Here is a 22,136-nt window from a genome sequence, read left to right on the forward strand (position 1 = left end):
CACTGCCGTCATCCTGAGGTGCGAGCCTTGCGATGCAACGCGTCGCAAGGTGAGTTTCGAAGGATGGGCTACTGGCGCTTGCGGCCCATCCTTCGAGGCGCGCGAAGGGCGCGCACCTCAGGATGACGGTGGTGTGGCAGCAGTCCAGAAAGTTACAGCCCCAGATACGCCTTGCGCACGTCCGGATTGCCCTTGATCTCGGCTGCCGGGCCCTGCATCAGCACGCGGCCGGTTTGCAGGATGTAGGCGCGGTCGGCGATCTCCAGGCACTCGGCCATGCGCTGCTCGACGATCAGCACGGTCATGCCGGCATCGCGAATGCGCTTCACCGCCTGGAAGATCTCGTCCACAAGCTTCGGCATGATGCCCTGCGAGGGCTCGTCGAGCATCAACAGCCGCGGGCGCGTCATCAGCGCGCGGCCGATCGCCAGCATCTGCTGCTCGCCGCCGGACAGTGTTTCGGCGCGCTGCTCCAGGCGTTCGGACAGGCGCGGAAACAGGCTGAAGACGAGGTCGAGCGGCTTCTCGCGTTCCGCTTCACCACGGAAGAGATAGCTGCCGAGGCGAAGATTGTCGCGCACCGACAGGCGCGGAAACAGGCGGCGGTTCTCCGGCACATAGGCGATGCCGGTGGCGGTGATGTGGTGCTGCGCCATGCCGTCGAGGCGCTTGCCGTCGAACGTCACGGTGCCCGAGCGCGGACGCTCGGCGCCGGCGATGGATTTCAGCAACGTCGACTTGCCCGCGCCGTTGGCGCCGGCGACGCAGACGATCTCGCCCTTCTCGACCTCGATCGAGACCGCAGAGATCGCGACCAGGCCCTGATAGGCGGTGGTGACTTCACGCACCGACAGCATGACGATCTCCCAGATATGCCTTGATCACCTTGGGATCGCGGACGACGTCGGCGGGCTTGCCCTCGACCAGCACCTTGCCGAGATCGAGCACAATGGCGCGGTCGACCAGCGGCATCACGATCTCCATGACGTGCTCGACCATCAGCACGGTGATGCCGGCATCGCGCACCTTGCGCACCAGCGCGACACCGGTCTGCGCCTCGGTCGGCGTGAGGCCGGTGAGGACTTCGTCGAGCAGCAGCAGCTTCGGCTCGGTCGCGAGCGCGCGGGCGACTTCGAGGCGGCGCTTCTCGGCCGGCACGAGATCGCTGGCGAGCACGTCGGCGCGGGCGGCAAGGCCGGTGAATTCCAGCACCTCATGCGCCTTGCGGCGCGCCTCGCGCATCACCGTGTTGCGCACCAGCGCACCGACGATGACGTTGTCGATGACCGTCATGGTCTCGAAGCTCTTGACGACCTGGAAGGTGCGCCCCACCCCGCGCTGGCAGCGCGCGGCCGCCGGCAGATTGGTGACGTCCTCGCCGTCGAAGATGATCGAGCCCTGCGTTGGCGGCAACACGCCGGCGATCAGGTTGAACAGCGTCGACTTGCCGGCCCCGTTCGGGCCGATCAGGCCGACGATCTCGCCGCGGCCGACCGAGATCGAGACGTCGCTGTTGGCGACGAGGCCGCCGAAGCGCTGCCAGACGCCGCGGGTTTCGAGCAGCGCGGTCATCGTGCGGCTCCCGTCTTCTTCGGGCGGGAGAACAGGCTGAGCAGCCCCCGCGGCAAGGCCAGCGAGATCAGGACGATCAGCGTGCCGTAGACAATGAGGTCGACACCGCGCCCCGAGCCGCCGAACTTGAAGCGCGTCAGCTCGGTCAGCGGGATCAGGATGGCGGCGCCGAGCACCGGTCCCCACAGGGTGCCGATGCCGCCGAGCACGGCAGGCAGCGCCATCAGCAGCGAAAACTGGAAGCCCATGACACTTTCGGGATCGATGTAGGAGACGAACTGGGCATAGAAGCTGCCGCCGACGGCAACCAGGAAGGCGGAGACCGCGGCCGCGCCCATCTTGGAGTTGAACACGTCGACACCGAGGCTCTCGGCCGCTTCGGGGTTGTCCTTGACCGCCCGCCACCAGAATCCCCATTTGGAGTTTTCCAGCCACCAGGTCACGAACCAGGCGAGGCAGCAGAGCGCCAGCGCGAAATAGAAGTACGGCAGCTTGGTGCGCAGGAACTGGAATTTCAGCCAGCTGTCGCCGCGGATCGGAATGGTGATGCCCATCGCGGCGCCGGCCCATTCCCAGTTGTGGAACAGAAGCAAGCCGATCTCGGCGATGACGATGGTGGCGATCACGAAGTAATGGCCGCGCAGGCGGAAGAAGGGATAGCCGAGCCCCATCGCGATCAGCGCCGACACCGCGCCGCCCGCCAGCATGCCGAACCAGGGCAGCACGCCGAACTTGGTGAACAGCAGCTCGGTGGTGTAGGCGCCGAGACCGAAATAGAGCGCGTGGCCGAGCGAGATCTGCCCGCAATAGCCGGACAGGATGTTCCAGCTCTGCGACAGTCCCGCATACATCAGCGTCAGGATCATGATGTTCTGGACGACGACGTCCTTCACGAACAATGGCGTCAGCGCCGCGATCGCGGCGAGCACCGCGGCGATGATGAGGTCGCGGCGGCGCCGCGCTGCAAAATCCTTGTCCATCAGATCGATCCGAACAGGCCGCGCGGCCGGATGAAAACGACCAGCAGATAGACCGCGTAGATGCCGACCGATTTCAGCGACGGGGGCAGCACCAGCGCGGTGACCGCTTCGACGAGGCCGACGATGATGCCGCCGGCAAAGGCGCCGAACACGCTGCCGAAGCCGCCGAGCGCCACGGTGACGTAGGCGATCAGGGCAAAGGACGCGCCGACATCGGGATAGATGTAGAAGAACACCGCCATGATCGCGCCGGCGAGGCCGACCAGCGCGGCGCCGAGGCCCCAGCCGAACGCGAACACGCGGTTCTTGTCGATGCCGACGAGCGCGACCGCGCCCGGATCTTCACGGGTGGCTTCGATCGCACGACCGAAATCGGTGCGGTGGATGAAGAAATAGAGACCTACGAAGGCGAGGATCGAGACCAGCGCGCCGACCAGTTGCGGCTCCGGCAGAAAGATGCCGGCAATCGAGATGGTTTTGCCGCCGAGCCAGGACTGCGGAATGCTGCGATAGTCGGGCGTGAAGAAGTACTGCGCGAGGCCGCGCATGACGATGGCGAGGCCGAAGGTGGTGAAGATCTGCACCATGCCGGCATTGGCCTTGGCCCGCATGGCGAAGCGCACAAGGAGCAGGTAGATCACCGCTCCGAAGACGAAGAGCGCCGCCGCGACCAGCGGCGCCGACAGCAAGGGGTCGATCGCGAAGAACGCGAACAGGAAGAAGGACAGGTACATCGCGATCATCAGGAACTCGCCATGGGCGAAGTTCGTGACGTCCATCAGGCCGAAGATCAGCGCGAGGCCGACCGCGATCAATCCGTAGAGCAGGCCCATGAGCAGGCCGCTCGCGAGACTCTGGATAATGGCTTGGGCTGTCAAAAGTCTGTCCCCCGAAATACGTCCTCATCCTGAGGAGCGCGCACGAGCGCGCGTCTCGAAGGATGGCCCAGCCCTCGTCCTTCGAGACGCGGGCAACGCCCGCTCCTCAGGATGAGGGCGGGAGCTCCATCTGAGCTCCCGCGTCCCAGTCTTACTTCATCGGCCAGATCGCCTCGGCGATCGCGGCCTGCGGCGGGAAGATGGTGACGAACTTGCCGCCGACATATTGCAGCAGCACCGGATCGGCATCGTTGTTCTGGCCCGCCTCGTCGAACTTGACGCGCTTCCAGGGCATGATGGTCTGCTCACCCGGGATGTCGGTCGCCGCGAGCGCGTCGCGGATCTTCTCGCCGTCGGTCGACTTGGCGCGGCTGATGGCGTCGGCCAGGATGATCAGGCCCATGAACTGGCGCGAGGTGAGGTCGTTGAAGTCCTTGCCCGAGCGCGCCTTGAACATCTCGTTGATCTTGCCGACCATCGGGCGCTTCTGCGCGAGATCGAGCGAGAAGGTGCCGCGCGAGATCACGCCTTCGAGCTTGTCGCCGACGGCGTCATAGAGCGCCTTCTCGGAGAAGCCCGCGTCCTGCGCCACGATCGCGTTCGGCTTGTAGCCGAGCTCGGCCATGGTCTTGACCAGCAGGATACCGTCGGTGGTGTAGCTCGAGGGCATCAGCACGTCGGCGTTGGCCGTCTTGAGCTGCTGCACCTCGGCCGAGAGCGAGGGCGAGTTGGCGCGATACTTGATGTCGGTGACGATCTTGTAGCCGCGCTCGCCGGCGATCTTGGCCTGGGCGTTGCCGGAGTCGGTGCCGAAGATGGTGTCCTCGTGGAACAGCGACAGCGTCTCGATCTTGGTACCCTTCTTCTTCATGGCGTCGAAGAAGTCGAACATCGCGGCCGAGTACATCTCGTCGTGCGGCGCGGCGCGGAAGTAATATTTGAGGCCGCGGCGATGCAGGCTCGGCGAGGAGTTGTCGGCGGAGACGAACGGGATCTGGTAGCGTTCGCAGATCTGGCTGACGGTGACGGCAACGGCGCTCTGATAGGTGCCGATGATGGCGGACACCTTCTCCTGCGTGATCAGGCGCTCGGCTTCGGCGCGGCCCTTCTGCGGATCGGCCTGGTGATCGGCGAACACGAGGCGCACCTTGGCGCCGCCGAGCCCCGGCAGGCCTTCGCCCTTGGCCAGCGGCAGATCGAAATCGGTGTCCTTGTTGATGACCTCCAGCGCAGTCTCGTAGGCCTTCTGCGCGTCGACGCCCTGCTGCGCGCTGCCGCCGGAGAACGGATAGATCACGCCGATCACGACCTCGGAGGTCTGGGCGCGTGCAGCGAGCGGCACCAGCGCTGCGGTGGCGGTGGCACCCAGCAACACGTCGCGGCGAGAGATCGTCATGGCAAAGTCCTCTGTTACGGAATTCCGGCTGATCGAATGAAGCGATTGATGGATGCGGTAAAGCCCGAAGAAGCAGCAAACGCTGCCCACTAAATCACGGCCATGGTCCTGTTCTTCAGATCCGTCACCAGCATCAGGCCGGGCGAATGCGTGATCGCGAACGGGAGCTTCGCGGCGTTGATGACCGATTGCGGCGTCACGCCGCAGGCCCAGAACACCGGGATCTCGTCATCGGCAACCGGCACCGGGTCGCCGTAATCCGGCTTGGCGATGTCCTTGATGCCGATCAGATGCGGATGGCCGAGATGCACGGGCGCGCCGTGCACGGCCGGATAACGTGAGGTGATCTGCACCGCGCGGATCGCATCGGCCGGCTTGAACGGGCGCATCGACACCACCATGGGGCCGGCGAACGGGCCGGCCTCGCCGCACGCGATGTTGGTGCGGTACATCGGCACCCGCACGTCCTGCTCGATGTGGCGGATCGGCATGCCCTCGTCGAGCAGCGCCTCTTCGAAGGAGAACGAGCAGCCGAGCACGAAGGTCACGAGATCGTCGCGCCAGTATTTCGTCACGTCGGTCGGCTCGTCGACGACTTCGCCGTCGCGCCAGACGCGGTAGCGCGGCACGTCGGTGCGGATGTCGAGATCGGCGCCGAGCGCGGGGATGTGCGGGCTGCCGACGTCGGACATGCCGATGATCGGGCACGGTTTCGGATTGAGCTGGCAGAAGCGGTGAAAGGCGCCGGCGTATTCCGCCGGCAGGATCGCCAGATTGCCCTGGACGAAGCCGGGGGCGACCCCGGCCGTGGAGCCCACCTTGCCGGCGCGGTAATCCAGCCGGGCCAGGCGGCTCGGAAGCGTGTCGGGCGTTTCAGTTTGCTGCGCTGCCACCAAAACAGTCATCTGATTGACCTGCCTATAAACTCGACAAAGACAGCCAACACCAAGCGTGCTATAAAGTCTAATCTTCCTTTCTAATCGATATCGATAAATTCGTTTTATCGATCGGGAAAATCCTTCCAATGCTGGACTTCAGGTCGATCGAAACCTTCCTCTGGGTTGTGAAGCTCGGCAGCTTCCGCGGCGCCGCGGCACGGCTCAATACGACCCAGCCGGCGATCTCCCAGCGCATCGCCCAGCTCGAACGCGAGATGGGCGTCAAGCTGCTCAACCGGGATCATCGCGTCGCTTCGCCGACACCGAGCGGACGGCAGATGATGGTCTATGCGGAGAAGCTGATCGGCCTGCGCGCACAGATGATGGCTGAGATCGGCGACCGCTCCGCCATGCGCGGCGTGATGCGGCTCGGCGTCGCCGAGACCATCGTGCACACCTGGCTGCCGCGTCTCGTGAAGAGCGTGAACGAGATCTATCCGAACCTGTCGCTGGAGATCGAGGTCGACATCACGCCGAACCTCTCCGCGCGGCTGCTCGCGCAGGAGATCGAGCTTGCGTTCGTGGTGGGACCGCTGTCCGCCTCCGGCGTGCACAACCGCGTGCTTGCCGACTATCCGATCGGATTCCTCGCAAGTCCCTCGCTCGGCCTCGGCAAGGGTCCGGTGACGCCGGTCGAACTGGCGCGGTTTCCGATCATCACCTTCCCGCGCAAGACCAAGCCTTACGAGGTCGTGCGCGAGGTGTTCGACCGGCCCGAGCTGCCGCCGATCCGGCTGCACGCCTCGGCGTCACTGGCCACCGTCATCCACATGGCGGTCGAAGGCCTCGGCATCGCCGTGATCCCCGACGCCATCGTCGAGAACGAGCTCGCCGACGGGCGACTGCAACTGCTCGATACCGACCTCGCCATCACGCCGCTGACGTTCACGGCGAGCTGGCTCGCCTCCCCCGACGTCGTCGCCGTCGAGCGCGTCGCCGAGCTTGCACGGCAGATTGCGCAGAGCAGCCTCGCGGTTGACGCGCCCGCGCTGGCGGGTCATTGAAAAAGGCGCCGGATAATCGAGAGACCAAACGCATGAGCCGAGCCGCCACCAACCTGCAAATCGATTCCGCCCGCCTCTGGGGCTCCATCCACGAGACCGCGCAATTCGGCGCGACGGCCAAGGGCGGCGTACGGCGGTTGACGCTGAGCAACGAAGACAAGCAGGTGCGCGACTGGTTCCGCAAGGCGTGCGAGGATGCCGGCCTCGAGGTGCACACCGATGCGCTCGGCTCGCAGTTCGGCCTGCGCAAGGGCCGCGACATGTCGAAGCTGCCCGTCGGCATCGGCTCGCATCTCGACACCCAGCCGACCGGCGGCAAGTATGACGGCATCCTGGGAACGCTCGGCGCTCTGGAAGTGATCCGCACGCTGAACGACGCCGGGATCGAGACCGATGCGCCGATCTGCGTGGTCAACTGGACCAACGAGGAAGGCTCGCGCTTCGCGCCGGCGATGATGGCCTCCGCCGCCTATGTCGGCGACTTCACCACCGACGACATCCTGTCGCGCAAGGATATCGACGGCACGACCGTCGGCCAGGCGCTGGACAGCATAGGCTATCGCGGCGACAAGCCGGTCGGCTTCCAGAAGCTCGGCTGCTTCGTCGAGCTGCATATCGAGCAGGGCCCGATCCTGGAGGCCGAAGGCAAGACCATCGGCGTAGTCGATTCCGGCCAGGGCGTGCTGTGGTACGACGGCAAGATCTCCGGATTCGAGAGTCATGCCGGCTCGACGCCGATGCCGCTGCGGCGCGATGCGCTGGCGACATTGTCCGAGATCGTGCTGGCGATGGAAGCCATCGCCAAGAAGCTCGGCCCCAACGCAGTCGGCACCATCGGCGAGGCCGTGATCGCAAATCCCTCGCGCAACGTCATCCCCGGCGAGATCGCCTTCACCATGGACTGCCGCAGCGCCGACGGCGCGATCATGGACGCGCTCGACCGCGACCTGCGCGCCGCGATTGCCGAGATCGCCGCGCGCCGCAAGGTCGACGTGAAGATCGACCTCGTCTGGCGCAAGCCGCCGACGCATTTCGACCCCAAGCTGATCGCAGCGGTCGAGAACGCCGCGAAGACGCTGGGCTATTCCTCCCGCCGCATCACCTCCGGCGCCGGCCACGACGCCTGCAACCTCAACACCGTCATCCCGGCGGCGATGGTGTTCGTGCCCTGCAAGGACGGCATCAGCCACAACGAGCTGGAGGATGCCACGCAGCCCGACTGCGCCGCGGGCACCAACGTCCTCATGCATACCGTGCTGGCCATCGCCGGCGTCGCATCCTGACCGGAGAAAGCCATGCGCGGAGTTTTCGTCGACGCCAACGAAGCCCTCGCCGTGATCATGGAGCGGCTGGAAAAGCCCGGTGATCCCAAGGTGCGGATCCACCGGGACCCTGACATCAAGCCCGAGCAATATCCGGAGATTCTCGACGGCGCCGAGATCGCGATCGTCGATCACACCGCGCTGCCGACCGAGGTGGCGAAGAAGTGCACCGGGCTGAAGCACGTCGTGTTCCTCGGCACCGGCGCGCGCAGCTACATGAACCCGGAGGAGCTCGCCGAGCTCGGCATCTCCGTGCACCTGATCAAGGGCTATGGCGACACCGCCGTGGCGGAATCCGCGATCGCGCTGATGTGGGCCTCGGCCCGCGTCATCGCGATGATGGACCGCGAGATGCGTGCCGGCAGCTGGCTGCGCGAGGACGGCATGCAGCTCACCGGCAAGACGCTCGGCCTGATCGGCTTCGGCGGCATCGCCGCCGAGGTCGCGCGGATCGCGTCGGGCTCGGGCATGAAGGTGATCGCCTGGAACCGCTCGCCGAAGAGCCACGCGAGCGTCGAGTTCACCGATCTCGACACGGTGCTGGCGAAGAGCGACGTCGTGTCGCTGCACCTGCTGCTCAACGACGAGACGCGCGGCATGATCACGCGCGAGAAGATCTTTGCGATGAAGCCCGGTGTCATCCTTGTCAACACCGCCCGCGCCGCGATCGTCGACGAAGCCGCCATGATCGACGCGCTGAAGTCGGGCCATATTCGCCACGCCGGCCTCGATGTGTTCAACATCGAGCCCCTGCCCGCGGATCACCCCCTGACGAAGATTCCGAACGTGACGCTGTCGGCGCATTCCGCATTCCGGACGCCGGAAGCAAGCGAGAACCTGATTGAAGCGGCGTGGGTCCATTGCCGCCGGATCGTGAAAGGATAAGAGCAACAACAATGGCCGACTATCGCACCTTCAAGGCAGAGCCGCTCACCAACGCCATCCGCGCCATCGTCAAGGCCGGCGGCTCCTCGGACCGTGAAGCCGAGCTCGTCTCCACCAATCTCGTCGAAGCCAATCTCAAGGGCCACGACTCGCACGGCGTCGGCATGATCCCGCGCTACGCCCAGAGCGTCGTCAACGGCGGCCTCGCCGTGAACGCGCACGTCAAGACCGTGCTCGATACCGGCCCGCTTCTCACCCTCGACGGCCTCACCGGCTACGGCCAGGTGATCGGCCATGAAGCGATGGAGCTGGCGGCCGAGCGCGCCAAGAAAAACGGCGTGTGCCTCGTCGGCCTCTCCAACTCGCACCATATCGGCCGCATCGGCCACTGGGCCGAGCAGTGCATCGACCACGGGCTGGTCTCGATCCATTTCGTCAACGTGATCTCGCGCCCGATCGTGGCGCCCTGGGGCGGCAGCGATGCCCGCCACGGCACCAACCCGTTCTGCGTCGGCATTCCGCGCCGGGGCAAGGATCCGATCGTGCTCGACTTCGCCACCAGCAGGATCGCGCAAGGCAAGACCCGGGTCGCCCACAACAAGGGCGTCGAGCTCGAGCCAGGCACCATCATCGACAATGAAGGCAAGCCCACCGTCAATCCGCGCTACACCGTGATCCCCCCGCACGGCGCCATCCTGCCGTTCGGCGAGCACAAGGGTTCGGGGCTCGCACTGGTGTGCGAGATCCTCGGCGGCGCGCTCTCCGGCGGACAGGTGGTCAAGGGTCCGTCCGACGGCAAGTACAACGTCCTCAACGGCATGCTCTCGATCGTCATCGATCCGGGCAAGCTCGGCACCGGCGAAAACCTCGCGAGCGAGGTCGAGAGCTTTGTGGCCTGGCATACCGGCTCGCCTCCCGGTCCGGGCGTCGAGAAGGTCAAGATCGCGGGCGAGCCCGAGCGCGAAACCAAGAAGAAGCGCCTCGCCGAAGGCATTCCTGTCGATCCAACCACCTGGCAGGAGATTCTCGAGGCCGGCAAGAAGTTCGGCCTGGAGCAGGCGGCGATCGAGAAGATCGCGGGCTGATCCCGAACGACGCACGGCTCGCGGCGTCGGTCAGGCCTCATGGATATGCGCGCACGGGAAGCTGGACGGCGGCGCACAGCCGCCGGTTCCTGGCTGCGGATTTGAACCGGCCCGCGTCGTCTCGCGACAACGCGGATATCCCGGTCCACATCCGCCCCCGAGGTTCACATGTTTTCACGTCTTGCAAAGCTCATGTCCGGCGCGAGCGAACCGTCGCAGGCGGCCGAGCTCTATCGGCACCGGCTTGCCATCTACGAGAGCGAGCTGGGCGAGCCCGAGCACAGCTTCACGGACAGCGCGGAGCGCCGCATCGACATCCACGCCTTCGGCCGCGATTTCGTGCCTGTGTGCGAGGAAGGATCCGACGAAGGCTACGTGCTTCTGACCAACGGCATGAGCGAGCAGCGGATGCCGGGCGTGCATGGAGACGCCAAGCCGCGTGCCGAGCTGATGTGGTACGTTCGCGAGCCGACGCCGGACGTCTGCGACAATCTGCGCTGGCTTGCCAGGCTACCTTTCATCGACACGACCTGGTTCGGTTTCGGCCACCGGGTGGCGCCGCCGAGACCGCCGGTCGCGGGAACCGACTTCGAGACGTTTCTGTTTCTCACACCGATCATCGGCCCGGACAAGCAGATCGCCGAGGTGCTGGAGATCGCGGGCGATCCCGTGGAGATCCTGACCGTGAACCTGATCTCGCATCAGGAACTCGCGCTGATCAAGTCCAGGGGGCTCGATCCGTTTCTCGACCTGCTCGACGACAATGACTATCCGCCGATCTTCGATCCGGCGCGGAAGTCGTATGTTTGACCGTAGGGTGGATTAGCCCGCGGCTGCGCGAAGCGCAGTCCGACGGCGTAATCCACCTCTTCTGTCCCTGCGGATACGAACAGTGGTGGGTTACGCCTTCGGCTAACCCACCCTACTCATACTTGCCTCAGTCCACCATGTCCGCGACCGCCTTGCCGCAGGCGGTGGTGTCGGCGTTGCCGCCGAGATCCTTGGTGCGCAGCGTGCGTTCGGCGAGCGTCCGCTCGATCGCATCGACGATCGACTTGCCGGCTTCCTTCTCGCCGAGATGCTCGAGCATCATCGCGCCGGACCAGATCGCGCCGATCGGGTTGGCGATGCCCTGCCCCGCGATGTCAGGCGCCGAGCCGTGCACCGGCTCGAACACCGAGGGGAAATCGCCCTCGGGATTGATGTTACCCGACGGCGCGATGCCGATGGTGCCGGTGCAGGCCGGGCCGAGGTCGGAGAGGATGTCGCCGAACAGGTTCGAGCCGACCACGACGTCGAACCAGTCCGGATGCAGCACGAAGTTCGCCGTCAGGATGTCGATGTGGTACTTGTCCCACTTCACGCCCGGAAACTTCTTGGCCATCGCCTCCACGCGCTCGTCCCAATAGGGCATGGTGATGGAGATGCCGTTCGACTTGGTCGCCGAGGTCAGGTGCTTCTTCGGCCGCGACTGTGCGAGCTCGAAGGCGAACTTCAGGATGCGGTCGACGCCGGTGCGGGTCATCACGGTCTGCTGGGTGACGAACTCGCGGTCGGTGTCCGGGAACATGCGGCCGCCGACCGAGGAATATTCACCTTCGGTGTTCTCGCGCACCACCCAGAAATCGATGTCGCCGGGCTTGCGGTTCGCGAGCGGCGACGGCACGCCGGGCATCAGCCGCACCGGACGCAAATTCACATACTGGTCGAACTCGCGGCGAAACTTGATCAGCGAGCCCCACAGCGAGACGTGATCCGGAATCTTGGCCGGCCAGCCCACCGCGCCGAAATAGATCGCGTCGTGCTTGCCGATCTTCTCCTTCCAGTCGTCCGGCATCATCTGGCCGTGCTTCTCGTAATAGTCCCAGGACGAGAAGTCGAAATGGTCGAAATGCACGGAGACGCCGTGCTTCTTCGCCGCCGCCTCCAGGACGCGCAGGCCCTCCGGCATGACTTCCTTGCCGATGCCGTCGCCGGGAATGACCGCGATCCGATATTGTTTCTTGCTCATCGAGAACGTCCTTGGTTGGTCCGGCAGCCGCCGCGCTTTGATCGCACTGCAATGGACCAAAGTCGCGGGCAGCGCAACGCTGCACTGCAATGTTGACCATGGCGCGGCCGAGCGCCTACTGATTTGATCCTGTTCCTGTCCTGCGAGTACTCCCCATGGATCTGCATCTGCGTGGCAAGCGCGTCCTGATCACCGGCGCGTCCAAGGGCATTGGCGCAGCCGCCGCCGAGGCGTTCGCCGAGGAAGGCGCGCACCTCCTGCTGGCGGCCCGGAACGGCGATCAGCTCAAGGCACTGGCCGACCGGTTGCGCTCCGCGCACCAGATCGACGCAGCAACCAGCGTGGTCGATCTGCGCAATGCTGCGGATCTGGCGCGCCTTGCCAAGGAAGCCGCCGATATCGACGTGCTCGTCAATAACGCCGGCGACATCCCCGGCGGCTCGATCGACAAGATCGACGAGGCGACCTGGCGGCACGCCTGGGAATTGAAGGTGTTCGGCTATATCAACCTGACGCGGCAGATCTACGCGCAGATGAAGGCCAAGGGCGGCGGCGTGATCGTCAACGACATCGGCGCGGCCGGCGAGAAGTTCGACGCCAACTATGTCTGCGGCAGTGCCGGCAATGCCGCGTTGATGGCCTTTACCCGCGCGCTCGGCGGCAAGAGCCTCGCCGATAACATCCGCGTGGTCGGCATCAACCCCGGCCCGGTCGGCACCGACCGCCACGTCACCCTGCTCAAGACCCGGGCAAAACACCAGTTCGGTGACGAGAGCCGCTACAAGGAATTCCAGAAGGGCCTGCCGCTCGGCCGCCCCGCCCATGCGCGCGAGATCGGCGATCTCATGGCGTTCCTCGCCTCGGATCGCGCCGGCTACACGTCGGGTGTCATCTACACGGTGGATGGCGGCATCAGCGCGGGTTGGGGTTAACTCTATCCGAGTCATTGCGAGCGCAGCGAAGCAATCCAGCAGTGCATCTTTGGGCAACAGTTTGGATTGCTTCGCTGCGCGCGCAATGACGATTGAATAAGCACAGGAGTAAAATAATTGTCTCAGGACCTGATCCGCGAAACAGCCTGCACCGTCGTCGACAAGCTGCGCTCCGGCGACGTTTCGCCGCTCGAGCTGCTGGACGTGGTGGAGAAGCGCGTCAAGGAGGTCGACGGCAAGGTCAACGCGCTGCCGACGCTGTGCTTTGACCGGGCGCGGGATAGCGCGAAGGCGCTGATGCAGAAGCCGGCCGGCGCGCGCGGCCTGCTCGCGGGCCTGCCGCTGCCGATCAAGGACCTGACCGACGTCGCGGGCGTCCTGAACACGCAGGGCTCGCCCATCTTCAAGGACAACATCCCCGCGAAGTCCGACCTCATGGTCGAGAACCTCGAGGCCAATGGCGCGGTGGTCTACGCCAAGTCGAACACGCCGGAGTTCGGCGCGGGTGCCAACACCTTCAACGAGGTGTTCGGCGCGACGCTCAATCCCTGGGATACGACGAAGTCGGCTGCGGGCTCGTCAGGCGGCGCGGCCGTGGCGCTCGCGACGGGCATGGCCTGGCTGGCGCAGGGCTCAGACATGGGCGGCAGCTTGCGCAGCCCGGCGGCCTTCTGCGGCGTCGTCGGCATGCGGCCGAGCATCGGCCGCGTCGCACATACCCCGAAGTCGGGCATCGATCGCAATCTCGGCGTGGTCGGCCCGATGGCGCGCAACGTCGAGGATCTCGCGCTGCTGCTGGATGCCATGAGCGGCGACTATGCGGACGATCCGCTGTCGCTGCCGGCCCCCTTAACCTCGTTCCTGTCGGCGGCACAGGCGGGCAAGAAGCCGAAGCGCATCGCCTATTCGCCCGATCTCGGCATCACGCCTGTTGATCCCGAGGTCAAGGCCATCACGCGCAAGGCTGCGGAACGTTTCGCGGAAGCCGGTGCCATCGTGGAGGAAGCGCATCCGGATTGGCGCGAGGCGCATGAATGCTTCCACGTGCTGCGCGCGTTCGATTTTGCGATCACCAAGGCCAATCTGCTGCGCACCAAGCGCGACCTGCTCAAGCCCGAGGTGATCTGGAACATCGAGGAGGGCCTCAAGCTCACGGTCGATCAGCTCGCGCGCGCCCAGGCGCAGCGCGTCGGCATGACCGCCCGCGCGGTCGAATTCTTCAAAACGTACGACCTGCTGCTGACGCCGACCACGATCGTGCCGCCCTTCCCGATCGAGAACCGCTATGTCGCCGAATGCGCGGGCAAGCGGTTCGAGAACTATGTCGAATGGCTTGGCATCGTCTACGCCATCACGCTCGCGTGCTGCCCATCGCTGTCGCTGCCATGCGGGTTCACGGCGTCCGGCCTGCCGGTCGGCGTGCAGGTGGTCGGTGCGCCGCGCGCGGACGCACAGGTGCTCGCCGGCGCGAAGGTGCTGGAAGATATATTGAACCTCCGCGGCACGACGCCGATCGATCCGAAGGTGAAAGCATAGAGCGGTGCCGCACCGGGGAACTTAGCCGTCCTCCGGTGCCGGCAACCTTCAGGTCGTTTCAACGCGGCGAGTTAGCAAGGCCGCGATGCTCTGGTCCGCGCCTAGTCGTTCACTTTCGGGCCGCCGTGATATTGATGCGCATCGGCGCCTGCATCCTCCGTCATGGCCGTGTGGGCCATGGAGCCGGGAGACATCTGCGACATCTGGGCGGCTGTTTCGGACGCCATGACTGGATGGTGCACCACCTCGCGGGCTGAGGCGGCGGAGCAAAGCGCGACCAGGACGGCCGACGCGGCGAGAACAGACTTCATCATGATTCGACGTTCCTCTTGTTGAGTGCCACCAGCACGATTGAGGTGGATCTCGCAACGTAGGATTCCCAGTCGAAATCCCGTGTCGCGTTATAGGCACGGCATAAAGAGTTCGTGTTCCCCTGGTTACCTCGAAGCGGTGCTTGCCTCGAGACTGCGGCTGTAGCGCGACATCGCGAAGCAAAAGACGAAATAGATCGCCGCGACGAAGATGTAGACTTCCACCGAGAACTGCTGCCACGCCGGATCGATGATCGCGGTCTTGGCCGTTGTCAGGAGGTCGAAGATGCCGATGATCAGGACGAGGCTGGTGTCCTTGAAGAAGGCGATGAAGGTGTTGACCAGCGGCGGGATGACGTGGCGGATCGCCTGCGGCAGGACGATCAGCCGGTGCTTGCGCCAGTAGGACAGGCCAAGCGCGTCGGCCGCCTCGTATTGCCCGCGCGGCACGGCCTGAAGACCGCCGCGGATAACTTCGGCGAGGTAGGCACCCGCGAACAGGATGATCGCGATCTGCGCGCGCAAGAGCTTGTCGATGTTGAACCCGGCGGGCATGAACAACGGAAACATCACACTCGCCATGAACAGCAGGCTGACCAGCGGCACGCCGCGGATCAGCTCGACATAGAGCACGCTGAGCGAGCGGATCGCCGGCAGCTTCGAGCGCCGTCCGAGCGCCACGAGGATGCCGAGCGGGAAGCCGAACGCCAACCCGAATGTCGCCAGGATCAACGTCACCGGAAGGCCGCCCCAACGATCCTGCGAGACGAAGGAGAGCCCGAAGACGCCGCCCCACATCAGCACGCTGATCAGCGCCAGCGCGCCGATCCAGAGATAGACGAGTTCGCGCCGCCACAGGGCGCGGCGGGTCGAGAGAAAATACAGCGCGATGAACAGCAGCACCGACATCGCCGGCCGCCACTGCTCGTCGAACGGATAGGTGCCGAACAGGATAAAGCGGTATTTCTCGGGAATGATGGCCCAGCAGGCGCCGACGCCGCGCGCCGCGCGGCAGGCGCTGGAGTCGTTGGCCGGCGTCAGCCAGACGGCATTTGCGATGCCCCATTGCAGGAAGCTGAAGACGCCCTTGGCGAGGATCGCCACCAGCACCACCGTGAGGATGCCGTTTGGGATCGACGAGAACAGATTCTGGCGCAGCCAGCGCAACACCGGATTGCCAGCCTGCGGCCGGCGAGCGGCGCGGGGTGCATCGGGGATGTCGGTGATTGCGGTCATGCTCAGCGCTCCACCAGCGCGATGCGCGCATTGAACCAGTTCATGAAGAAGCTGATGGAAAGGCTGATGGTCAGGAACACAGCCATGATCAGCGCGATGGCCTCGATTGCCTGCCCGGTCTGGTTCAGCGTGGTGTTGGCGACCGAGACCACGTCCTGGTAGCCGATCGCGACCGCAAGCGAGGAGTTCTTCGTCAAGTTGAGATACTGGCTCGTCATCGGCGGCACGATCACGCGCAGCGCCTGCGGCAGGATGATCTGCCGCAGCATGAAGCTGCGGCGCAGGCCGAGCGCGTTGGCGGCATCCCATTGGCCGCGCGGCACGGACTGGATGCCGCTGCGCACGATCTCGGCGATGAAGGCCGAGGTGTAGGTCACGAGCGCGATCAAGAGCGCGAAGTACTCCGGCGCCAGCGTCAGCCCGCCGACGAAGTTGAAGCCGCGCAGCTCCGGCCATTCGATCGTCCAGGAGACGCCCAGCACCAGCGAGACCGCCGCGGGCAGCGCGACGACGAGACCGAGCGCGAACGGCCAGGCCGGCCGCGGCCTGCCGTCGCGCATCTGCTGGGCGATCAGCCATCGCCGGATGACGTAGAACGCAACCAGGCCCAGCGCCGCCGTGCCGAGCACCCAGAGCTGCGGCGGCCCGAACGGGATCGCCGGCAGGATCAGGCCGCGATTGGAGAGGAACACGCCCTCGACGGGACGCCATGCCGCGCGCGCGGCCGGCAGGGCCTGCATCAGCACGTACCAGAACAGCAATTGAAGCAGCAGCGGAATGTCGCGCAGCGTCTCGACATAGACCGCGGCGAGCCGCGACAGCAGCCAGTTGGCCGACAGCCGGGAGATGCCGACCAGCGTGCCCAGGATCGTCGCGAGCACGATGCCGATCACCGCGACGCGCAGGGTGTTGGCGATGCCGACAACGAAGGCCCAGAGGTAGGTATCCCGCGGACTATAGGCGAGCAGGCTGTCGGCAATGGGCATGCCGGCCTCGCGGCCGAGGAAGGCGAAGCCGGTGGTGATGCGGCGGGCCGACAGATTGGTGACGGTGTTGGACCAGAGGAAGGCCACGACACCGACGGCGATCCCCACCACCAGCACCTGCCAGAACAGGCCCTTCAGCTCGCGGGGGCCCCATGCACCGAACAGGCTGCGGCGCGGCGGCGGTCTCGGCGTGTCCGTGGTCACAGCACAAAAATCCTTCTCGAAGGCAACGATTTCCGGCGGCGGCACGTCAACTGTTGCACCAATCTGAAAAGCGTGCAACAAATGTTTCATGGCCGAGCCCGCGAAATCCTCGCCGCTGAGCGAACTGCGCATCGCATTGCCATCGCTCCCCCTGCGCCTGCAGGAGGTCGGCCGCTTCGTCGCCGCCAATGATTACGACGCCACCACCCGTTCGATGCGCGATCTCGCGGCGGAGGCCGGCGCCGATCCCGCCGCGTTCACGCGCCTTGCCAAGGCGATCGGCTATTCCGGCTGGGACGAGCTCCGCGCCGCGCTGACGGAAGCGCGACGGCCGTCGCAGACCTCGCCCTTCTCCGCCAGGGCGAAGAGCCGGCGGCATGGTCCCAACGCCGACGTCGCACTCGTCATCGACAAGCTCGAGGCCGAGGCCGCCGGCCTGCCGCGCATTCCGGCGCAACCCATTGCAGAGGCCGCCCGCGCCCTTCACGACGCCAAGCGGGTCTGGATCGCGGGCTATCGGAGCTGCCGCAGCGTCGCCGAGCTATTGAATTACGAGCTGCGGCTGTTCCGCCCCGAGCAGGTGCAGCTCGTTGGCGCATCCGGTCCTGATGACCTCGATCTCGGCGCGTTCCGTACCGACGAAGCCGTCATCGTCATCGGCTTCCTGCCTTACACACATGCGAGCGTTCGCGTCGCGCAGGCCGCTCATCGCAGCGGCGCAACGCTGATCGCGATTGCCGACAGCCTCTCGGCGCCGATGGCCGAGGGCGCCGACCATGTGCTGCTGTTCGAGGCCGCCTCCTCCCCCGGCTTCTTCCCCAGCCTCACCGGCGCGATCGCGATCGCGCAATCGCTCGCCGCGGTCACGTTCTCGCTCGGCGGCGTCGCCGCGAAGAAGCGTCTGGAAAATACCGAGGCGCGACTGACTGCTGCCTCCACCTACGTCTCGGAGAAAGGTTGACCCATGAGCACTCGCACCAGCCGCGTGCTGCATCGCTCGCTGCGTGAAACGCCGCCCAAGGCGATCGGCGGCGAAGGCGTCTATCTGTTCGCGGAGGACGGCCGCCGCGTGATCGACGCCTCCGGCGGCGCCGCGGTCTCCTGCCTCGGCCACCAGCATCCGCGCGTGATCGCGGCGATGGCCAAGCAGGCCTCGACGCTCGCCTATGCCCACACCGCCTTCTTCTCGTCGGAGCCGGCCGAGGCGCTGGCCGAGAGGCTGGTCGGGCACGAGCCCGGCGGTCTCGCCTACGCCTATTTCGTCAGCGGCGGATCGGAGGCGATCGAGGCCAGCATCAAGCTGGCGCGGCAATATTTCATCGAACGCGGCGAGCCGCAGCGGCAGCATTTCATCGCGCGGCGGCAGAGCTATCACGGCAATACGCTCGGTGCGCTCGCCGCCGGCGGCAACGCCTGGCGGCGCGCGCCCTATGCACCGCTGCTCTCGGCCGCGTTCAGCCATGTGACCCCGGCCTTTGCCTATCACGAGAAGCACGACGACGAATCCGACGCGCAGTTCGTGGCGCGGCTCGCCGCCGAGCTCGAAGCCGAGTTTCAGCGGCTTGGCCCCGGCACTGTCGCGGCATTCCTAGCCGAGCCCGTGGTCGGCGCCACCGCCGGTGCGGTGACCGCGCCCGACGGCTACTTCAAGGCCGTGCGCGAGATCTGCGACCGGCATGGTGCGCTGCTCATCCTCGACGAGGTCATGAGCGGCATGGGCCGCACCGGCACGACGCACGCGTGGGAGCAGGAGGGCGTCGCGCCTGATATCCAGGCGATCGCGAAGGGTCTCGGCGGCGGCTACCAGCCGATCGGCGCGATGCTCGCGAGCGGGAAAATCATCGATACCATCCGCTCCGGCTCGGGCGCATTCCAGCACGGCCATACTTATCTCGCGCATCCCCTCGCCTGCGCGGCCGCGCTGGCGGTGCAGGATGTGATCCGCGACGACAACCTGCTCGCGCAGGTCAAGGAGCGCGGCAAGCAGCTCGAGCATCGGCTGACCGAGCGCTTCGGCAATCACCGCCATGTCGGCGACATCAGGGGCCGCGGGCTGTTCTGGGCGATCGAGCTGGTCGCCGATCGCGCCAGCCGCACCTCATTCGATCCGGCGCTCAAGCTGCACCAGAAGATCAAGGCCGAAGCCTTCGCCAACGGGCTCGGCTGCTATCCCGGCGGCGGCACCGTGGACGGTGTCCGCGGCGACCACGTCCTGCTGGCGCCGCCCTATATCGCGTCGGCGGATGAGATCGACCAGATCGTCGACAAGCTCGGCACGGCCGTCGACAACGTGTTGCGTAGTGTCAATCACTGAGGGGAGAGTAGTATGAGGAAAGTGGCTATCGCAGCGGGCGTGCTCGCAGCATCGACGGTGATCGCGTCGGCGGCGACGCTCGACACGGTGAAGAGCCGCGGCACGCTGGTGTGCGGCGTCAGCGCGGGCTTCGCCGGCTTCTCCGCGCCGGACTCGCAAGGCAATTACAAGGGCCTCGACGTCGACTATTGCCGCGCGCTCGCCGCCGGTGTGCTCGGCGACGCCAGCAAGGTGCGCTACGTCTCGCTGACGGCACAGAATCGCTTCACCGCGCTGCAGTCGGGCGAGATCGACGTGCTCTACCGCAACTCGACGCAGACCTATTTGCGCGGCGTCACGCTCGGCCTGCGGCAGGGTCCGGTCAACTTCTACGACGGCCAGGGCTTCGTGGTGAAGAAGGACCTCGGCGTGAAGGAGCTGAAGGACCTCAAGGGCGCCACCGTCTGCGTCGCGCAAGGCACGACCCACGAAGTCACGCTTGGCGATTACGGCCGCGCCAACGGCATCGACTGGAAGCCGCTCGTGTTCGACCGCGTCGACACCATGTACCAGACCTTCTTCGGCGGCCGCTGCGATGCCATGACCCAGGACGCCTCCGCGCTCGCCGGTGCCGTCACGACCGCCGCGCCGAACCCGGCCGACTACGTCGTGCTGCCTCAGACCATCAGCAAGGAACCGCTCGGGCCCTTCACCCGCAACGGCGACGAGGTCTGGAGCGACATCATCACCTGGCTGCATTACGGCCTGATCGAGGCCGAGGAACTCGGCGTCACGCAAGCCAATGTCGATGAGATGACGAAGTCGCAAACCCCTGCCATCCAGCGCCTGCTGGGTGCCACGGGCGACCTCGGCTCGCGGCTCGGGCTCGACAACAAATGGCTGGTCACGGCGATCAAGGCCACCGGCAATTACGGCGAGATCTACGAACGCAATGTCGGCAAGGCGAGCCCGCTCAAGCTCGATCGCGGCCTCAACGGCCTCTGGAGCAAGGGCGGCTTGATGTACGCCATTCCGTTCAAGTAAACGTCTCGCGTGTCCCGGACGCGCAGCAGCATGCAATGCCGCTGCGCGTAGCCGGAACCCAGCGGCCACAATGGGCCCCGGCTCAGCAGCGCAATACTCCGCATTGCGCTGCGTCCGGGGCACGAGACCTCTCAGGTAATCATCTTCAATGACGACGCCCCCTCGCATCGCCCTCATCCACGCCCTCAAGCACTCCATCGCCCCGATCGAGGCGGCGTTCGCCAAAGCGTGGCCGGAGGCGCGGCTGATGAACCTGCTCGACGACAGCCTGTCGGCGGATCTTGCGCGCGACGGCACGCTCAACGATGCCATGACCGAGCGCTTCCTCGCGCTTGGCGACTACGCGGCGGCGACCGGGGCAAACGCGATCCTGTTCACCTGCTCGGCGTTCGGCCCCTGCATCGAGGCGGTCGCGCGCGCGCATGCGCCGATGCCGGTGCTGAAGCCGAACGAAGCCATGATCGAGCGCGCGGTGACGATGGGCAAGCGGATCGGCCTGCTCTCGACCTTCCCGCCGACGCTGGTGTCGATGCCGCCGGAGTTTCCCTCCTCCGTCCAGGTGGTGCCGAAGCTCGCCGAAGGCGCGCTGGCGGCGCTCGACCGCGGTGACCGCGCCACGCACGACCGGCTGATCGCGGAAGCCTCGCGCGACTTGCGCGATTGCGACGTCATTGCACTGGCGCAGTTCAGCATCGCGGCGACGGCGCCGCTGGTCGCGGAGGCCACTGGCCGTCCGGTCGTGACGACGCCGGACAGCGCCGTCGAAAAGCTGATGAGACTGCTGAAAGCGAAAGCCTAGGCGCCCGCCTTCGTCCGTCGCCGCGCGTTCTTGATGGCGAGTGCTAGCGCAGCCTTGGTCTCGCTCACAAAATCCTCGACCAGCTCCTCGCGCGTCGCATGTGCCGGTTCACCGGTGAACATGCCCTGCTCGGCCAGCATCACCACGCCATGCATCGCCGCCCAGATCTTGAGCGCCTGCCGTTCGCGCAAATAGCCGACCGCCGGTGCTTCCAGGGCTTCGACCACGAGCCCAAACGTCTCGCGCGTCGCCTCGTGCAGCTCGCTGCCCTTGGCCGCGCAGGAGACGGTGCGCGAGGCGAACATCAGGCGGTAGATGCCGTTGCGACGCAGGCCGAAATCGAGTGTCGCCTGCGCCAGCCGCGACAGCTTTGATTGCTTCGACGGCTTTGCCATCGCTTCGCGCAGGATGGCACTGAGCTGGCGGAACGCCTCCGCCGTCACCGCCGTCAGCAAGGCGTCCCGATCCGCGAAGTGCCGGTACGGTGCCGGCTGCGAGACACCGAGCTGCTTTGCCAGTGCCTTGATGCTGATTGCTTCCGCTCCGCCCTGCTCCGCCTCACGCAGGGCGGCCTTGATCAGGGCGTCGCGGAGATCGCCATGATGGTAGGTGTTCTCGGACTTGCGGGCGAGTTGTGAACGCATGTTACGGCGAAGCCTATAAGTTTGCGCTTGACAGGGGAAGCCCGACGCGAATGTAATAGCATATAACTTAAAGCGCGCGG

At 65.8% G+C, this 22,136-nt stretch carries 22 protein-coding genes; 11 read left to right on the plus strand and 11 right to left on the minus strand.

Features of this window, described 5'->3' with window-relative positions; genetic code table 11:
* Nucleotides 1–152: 152 nt before the first annotated feature.
* The 6 genes from A7X65_RS27490 to A7X65_RS27515 all read right to left on the minus strand — a co-directional run bounded on the left by A7X65_RS27490 (nt 153) and on the right by A7X65_RS27515 (nt 5,731).
* Entirely contained in the window at nt 153–857 is a 705-nt protein-coding gene (locus tag A7X65_RS27490) for an ABC transporter ATP-binding protein (RefSeq protein WP_063691184.1), read from the minus strand.
* Nucleotides 841–1,572 carry an ABC transporter ATP-binding protein gene (locus A7X65_RS27495; protein WP_063691186.1) on the minus strand — a complete coding sequence of 244 codons (732 nt, stop codon included), beginning with the start codon at nt 1,570–1,572 and terminating at the stop codon, nt 841–843. Before A7X65_RS27495 ends, A7X65_RS27490 begins: the two co-directional genes overlap by 17 nt.
* Nucleotides 1,569–2,552: a branched-chain amino acid ABC transporter permease gene (locus tag A7X65_RS27500; protein ID WP_063691188.1), complete on the minus strand. Its 984-nt coding sequence runs from the start codon at nt 2,550–2,552 to the stop codon at nt 1,569–1,571. The genes A7X65_RS27495 and A7X65_RS27500 overlap by 4 nt, the downstream gene beginning before the upstream one ends.
* On the minus strand, nt 2,552–3,385 hold the full coding sequence (locus A7X65_RS27505; RefSeq protein WP_232995254.1) for a branched-chain amino acid ABC transporter permease: 834 nt from the start codon (nt 3,383–3,385) through the stop codon (nt 2,552–2,554). Before A7X65_RS27505 ends, A7X65_RS27500 begins: the two co-directional genes overlap by 1 nt.
* Nucleotides 3,386–3,581: 196 nt before the next feature.
* Nucleotides 3,582–4,826 carry an ABC transporter substrate-binding protein gene (locus A7X65_RS27510; protein WP_063691192.1) on the minus strand — a complete coding sequence of 415 codons (1,245 nt, stop codon included), beginning with the start codon at nt 4,824–4,826 and terminating at the stop codon, nt 3,582–3,584.
* A gap of 89 nt (nt 4,827–4,915) precedes the next feature.
* Entirely contained in the window at nt 4,916–5,731 is an 816-nt protein-coding gene (locus tag A7X65_RS27515; RefSeq protein ID WP_063691194.1) for a putative hydro-lyase, read from the minus strand.
* A 119-nt stretch (nt 5,732–5,850) separates the two neighbouring features.
* Here A7X65_RS27515 and A7X65_RS27520 point away from each other — a divergent pair, with 119 nt between their 5' ends.
* From A7X65_RS27520 to A7X65_RS27540, 5 genes are all read left to right on the plus strand, one after another.
* The gene (locus A7X65_RS27520) at nt 5,851–6,768 is read left to right on the plus strand and encodes a LysR family transcriptional regulator (RefSeq protein ID WP_063691196.1); all 918 of its coding nucleotides are present in this window, start codon (nt 5,851–5,853) and stop codon (nt 6,766–6,768) included.
* Between the two features lie 32 nt (nt 6,769–6,800).
* Nucleotides 6,801–8,051, plus strand: a complete 1,251-nt coding sequence (locus A7X65_RS27525; protein WP_063691198.1) for a Zn-dependent hydrolase — start codon at nt 6,801–6,803, stop codon at nt 8,049–8,051.
* Nucleotides 8,052–8,063: 12 nt separating this feature from the next.
* Nucleotides 8,064–8,975 carry an NAD(P)-dependent oxidoreductase gene (locus A7X65_RS27530; protein WP_063691200.1) on the plus strand — a complete coding sequence of 304 codons (912 nt, stop codon included), beginning with the start codon at nt 8,064–8,066 and terminating at the stop codon, nt 8,973–8,975.
* Between the two features lie 11 nt (nt 8,976–8,986).
* On the plus strand, nt 8,987–10,060 hold the full coding sequence (locus A7X65_RS27535; RefSeq protein WP_063691202.1) for a malate/lactate/ureidoglycolate dehydrogenase: 1,074 nt from the start codon (nt 8,987–8,989) through the stop codon (nt 10,058–10,060).
* A 168-nt stretch (nt 10,061–10,228) separates the two neighbouring features.
* A complete protein-coding gene (locus A7X65_RS27540) occupies nt 10,229–10,870 on the plus strand; it encodes a suppressor of fused domain protein (RefSeq protein ID WP_063691204.1) in 642 nt (213 codons plus the stop codon).
* Between the two features lie 127 nt (nt 10,871–10,997).
* On the opposite strand, the gene A7X65_RS27545 is transcribed toward A7X65_RS27540, so the two are convergent.
* A complete protein-coding gene (locus A7X65_RS27545) occupies nt 10,998–12,071 on the minus strand; it encodes a tartrate dehydrogenase (RefSeq protein ID WP_063691206.1) in 1,074 nt (357 codons plus the stop codon).
* A gap of 155 nt (nt 12,072–12,226) precedes the next feature.
* On the opposite strand from A7X65_RS27545, the gene A7X65_RS27550 reads away from it, so the two are divergent.
* Nucleotides 12,227–13,003, plus strand: coding sequence for an SDR family oxidoreductase (locus A7X65_RS27550; RefSeq protein WP_063691208.1), 777 nt, complete (start codon nt 12,227–12,229; stop codon nt 13,001–13,003).
* A gap of 117 nt (nt 13,004–13,120) precedes the next feature.
* Nucleotides 13,121–14,539 (plus strand): amidase, encoded by a 1,419-nt coding sequence (locus tag A7X65_RS27555; RefSeq protein WP_063691210.1) that lies wholly within the window; start codon nt 13,121–13,123, stop codon nt 14,537–14,539.
* Between the two features lie 101 nt (nt 14,540–14,640).
* Here the strand turns inward: A7X65_RS27555 and A7X65_RS27560 are convergent, their stop codons facing one another.
* From A7X65_RS27560 to A7X65_RS27570, 3 genes are all read right to left on the minus strand, one after another.
* The gene (locus A7X65_RS27560; protein ID WP_063691212.1) at nt 14,641–14,853 is read right to left on the minus strand and encodes a hypothetical protein; all 213 of its coding nucleotides are present in this window, start codon (nt 14,851–14,853) and stop codon (nt 14,641–14,643) included.
* A 123-nt stretch (nt 14,854–14,976) separates the two neighbouring features.
* Nucleotides 14,977–16,086 carry an amino acid ABC transporter permease gene (locus tag A7X65_RS27565; RefSeq protein ID WP_063691214.1) on the minus strand — a complete coding sequence of 370 codons (1,110 nt, stop codon included), beginning with the start codon at nt 16,084–16,086 and terminating at the stop codon, nt 14,977–14,979.
* Nucleotides 16,087–16,088: 2 nt separating this feature from the next.
* Entirely contained in the window at nt 16,089–17,276 is a 1,188-nt protein-coding gene (locus tag A7X65_RS27570; RefSeq protein WP_063692533.1) for an amino acid ABC transporter permease, read from the minus strand.
* A gap of 88 nt (nt 17,277–17,364) precedes the next feature.
* Between A7X65_RS27570 and A7X65_RS27575 the strand changes: the two genes are divergently transcribed.
* From A7X65_RS27575 to A7X65_RS27590, 4 genes are all read left to right on the plus strand, one after another.
* Nucleotides 17,365–18,237, plus strand: a complete 873-nt coding sequence (locus A7X65_RS27575) for a MurR/RpiR family transcriptional regulator (protein ID WP_063691216.1) — start codon at nt 17,365–17,367, stop codon at nt 18,235–18,237.
* 3 nt (nt 18,238–18,240) lie between these two features.
* On the plus strand, nt 18,241–19,590 hold the full coding sequence (locus tag A7X65_RS27580; RefSeq protein ID WP_063691218.1) for an aspartate aminotransferase family protein: 1,350 nt from the start codon (nt 18,241–18,243) through the stop codon (nt 19,588–19,590).
* 12 nt (nt 19,591–19,602) lie between these two features.
* A complete protein-coding gene (locus tag A7X65_RS27585; protein ID WP_063691220.1) occupies nt 19,603–20,613 on the plus strand; it encodes an amino acid ABC transporter substrate-binding protein in 1,011 nt (336 codons plus the stop codon).
* 148 nt (nt 20,614–20,761) lie between these two features.
* Nucleotides 20,762–21,412: an aspartate/glutamate racemase family protein gene (locus A7X65_RS27590; RefSeq protein ID WP_063691222.1), complete on the plus strand. Its 651-nt coding sequence runs from the start codon at nt 20,762–20,764 to the stop codon at nt 21,410–21,412.
* Here the strand turns inward: A7X65_RS27590 and A7X65_RS27595 are convergent.
* On the minus strand, nt 21,409–22,056 hold the full coding sequence (locus A7X65_RS27595) for a TetR/AcrR family transcriptional regulator (RefSeq protein WP_063691224.1): 648 nt from the start codon (nt 22,054–22,056) through the stop codon (nt 21,409–21,411). The genes A7X65_RS27590 and A7X65_RS27595 overlap by 4 nt on opposite strands.
* Nucleotides 22,057–22,136 lie beyond the last annotated feature (80 nt).

Source organism: Bradyrhizobium stylosanthis (assembly GCF_001641335.1).
GTDB lineage: Bacteria > Pseudomonadota > Alphaproteobacteria > Rhizobiales > Xanthobacteraceae > Bradyrhizobium > Bradyrhizobium stylosanthis.

Bases quoted from the DNA above. Each gene is read 5' to 3' on its own strand.
- A7X65_RS27560 (WP_063691212.1), bottom strand. From the start codon at position 14,853: ATGATGAAGTCTGTTCTCGCCGCGTCGGCCGTCCTGGTCGCGCTTTGC.
- A7X65_RS27565 (WP_063691214.1), bottom strand. From the start codon at position 16,086: ATGACCGCAATCACCGACATCCCCGATGCACCCCGCGCCGCTCGCCGG.
- A7X65_RS27495 (WP_063691186.1), bottom strand. From the start codon at position 1,572: ATGACCGCGCTGCTCGAAACCCGCGGCGTCTGGCAGCGCTTCGGCGGC.
- A7X65_RS27585 (WP_063691220.1), top strand. From the start codon at position 19,603: ATGAGGAAAGTGGCTATCGCAGCGGGCGTGCTCGCAGCATCGACGGTG.
- A7X65_RS27590 (WP_063691222.1), top strand. From the start codon at position 20,762: ATGACGACGCCCCCTCGCATCGCCCTCATCCACGCCCTCAAGCACTCC.
- A7X65_RS27505 (WP_232995254.1), bottom strand. From the start codon at position 3,385: ATGGGCCTGCTCTACGGATTGATCGCGGTCGGCCTCGCGCTGATCTTC.
- A7X65_RS27510 (WP_063691192.1), bottom strand. From the start codon at position 4,826: ATGACGATCTCTCGCCGCGACGTGTTGCTGGGTGCCACCGCCACCGCA.
- A7X65_RS27550 (WP_063691208.1), top strand. From the start codon at position 12,227: ATGGATCTGCATCTGCGTGGCAAGCGCGTCCTGATCACCGGCGCGTCC.
- A7X65_RS27575 (WP_063691216.1), top strand. From the start codon at position 17,365: ATGGCCGAGCCCGCGAAATCCTCGCCGCTGAGCGAACTGCGCATCGCA.
- A7X65_RS27580 (WP_063691218.1), top strand. From the start codon at position 18,241: ATGAGCACTCGCACCAGCCGCGTGCTGCATCGCTCGCTGCGTGAAACG.
- A7X65_RS27520 (WP_063691196.1), top strand. From the start codon at position 5,851: ATGCTGGACTTCAGGTCGATCGAAACCTTCCTCTGGGTTGTGAAGCTC.
- A7X65_RS27535 (WP_063691202.1), top strand. From the start codon at position 8,987: ATGGCCGACTATCGCACCTTCAAGGCAGAGCCGCTCACCAACGCCATC.
- A7X65_RS27530 (WP_063691200.1), top strand. From the start codon at position 8,064: ATGCGCGGAGTTTTCGTCGACGCCAACGAAGCCCTCGCCGTGATCATG.
- A7X65_RS27545 (WP_063691206.1), bottom strand. From the start codon at position 12,071: ATGAGCAAGAAACAATATCGGATCGCGGTCATTCCCGGCGACGGCATC.
- A7X65_RS27490 (WP_063691184.1), bottom strand. From the start codon at position 857: ATGCTGTCGGTGCGTGAAGTCACCACCGCCTATCAGGGCCTGGTCGCG.
- A7X65_RS27525 (WP_063691198.1), top strand. From the start codon at position 6,801: ATGAGCCGAGCCGCCACCAACCTGCAAATCGATTCCGCCCGCCTCTGG.
- A7X65_RS27515 (WP_063691194.1), bottom strand. From the start codon at position 5,731: ATGACTGTTTTGGTGGCAGCGCAGCAAACTGAAACGCCCGACACGCTT.
- A7X65_RS27540 (WP_063691204.1), top strand. From the start codon at position 10,229: ATGTTTTCACGTCTTGCAAAGCTCATGTCCGGCGCGAGCGAACCGTCG.
- A7X65_RS27500 (WP_063691188.1), bottom strand. From the start codon at position 2,552: ATGGACAAGGATTTTGCAGCGCGGCGCCGCCGCGACCTCATCATCGCC.
- A7X65_RS27595 (WP_063691224.1), bottom strand. From the start codon at position 22,056: ATGCGTTCACAACTCGCCCGCAAGTCCGAGAACACCTACCATCATGGC.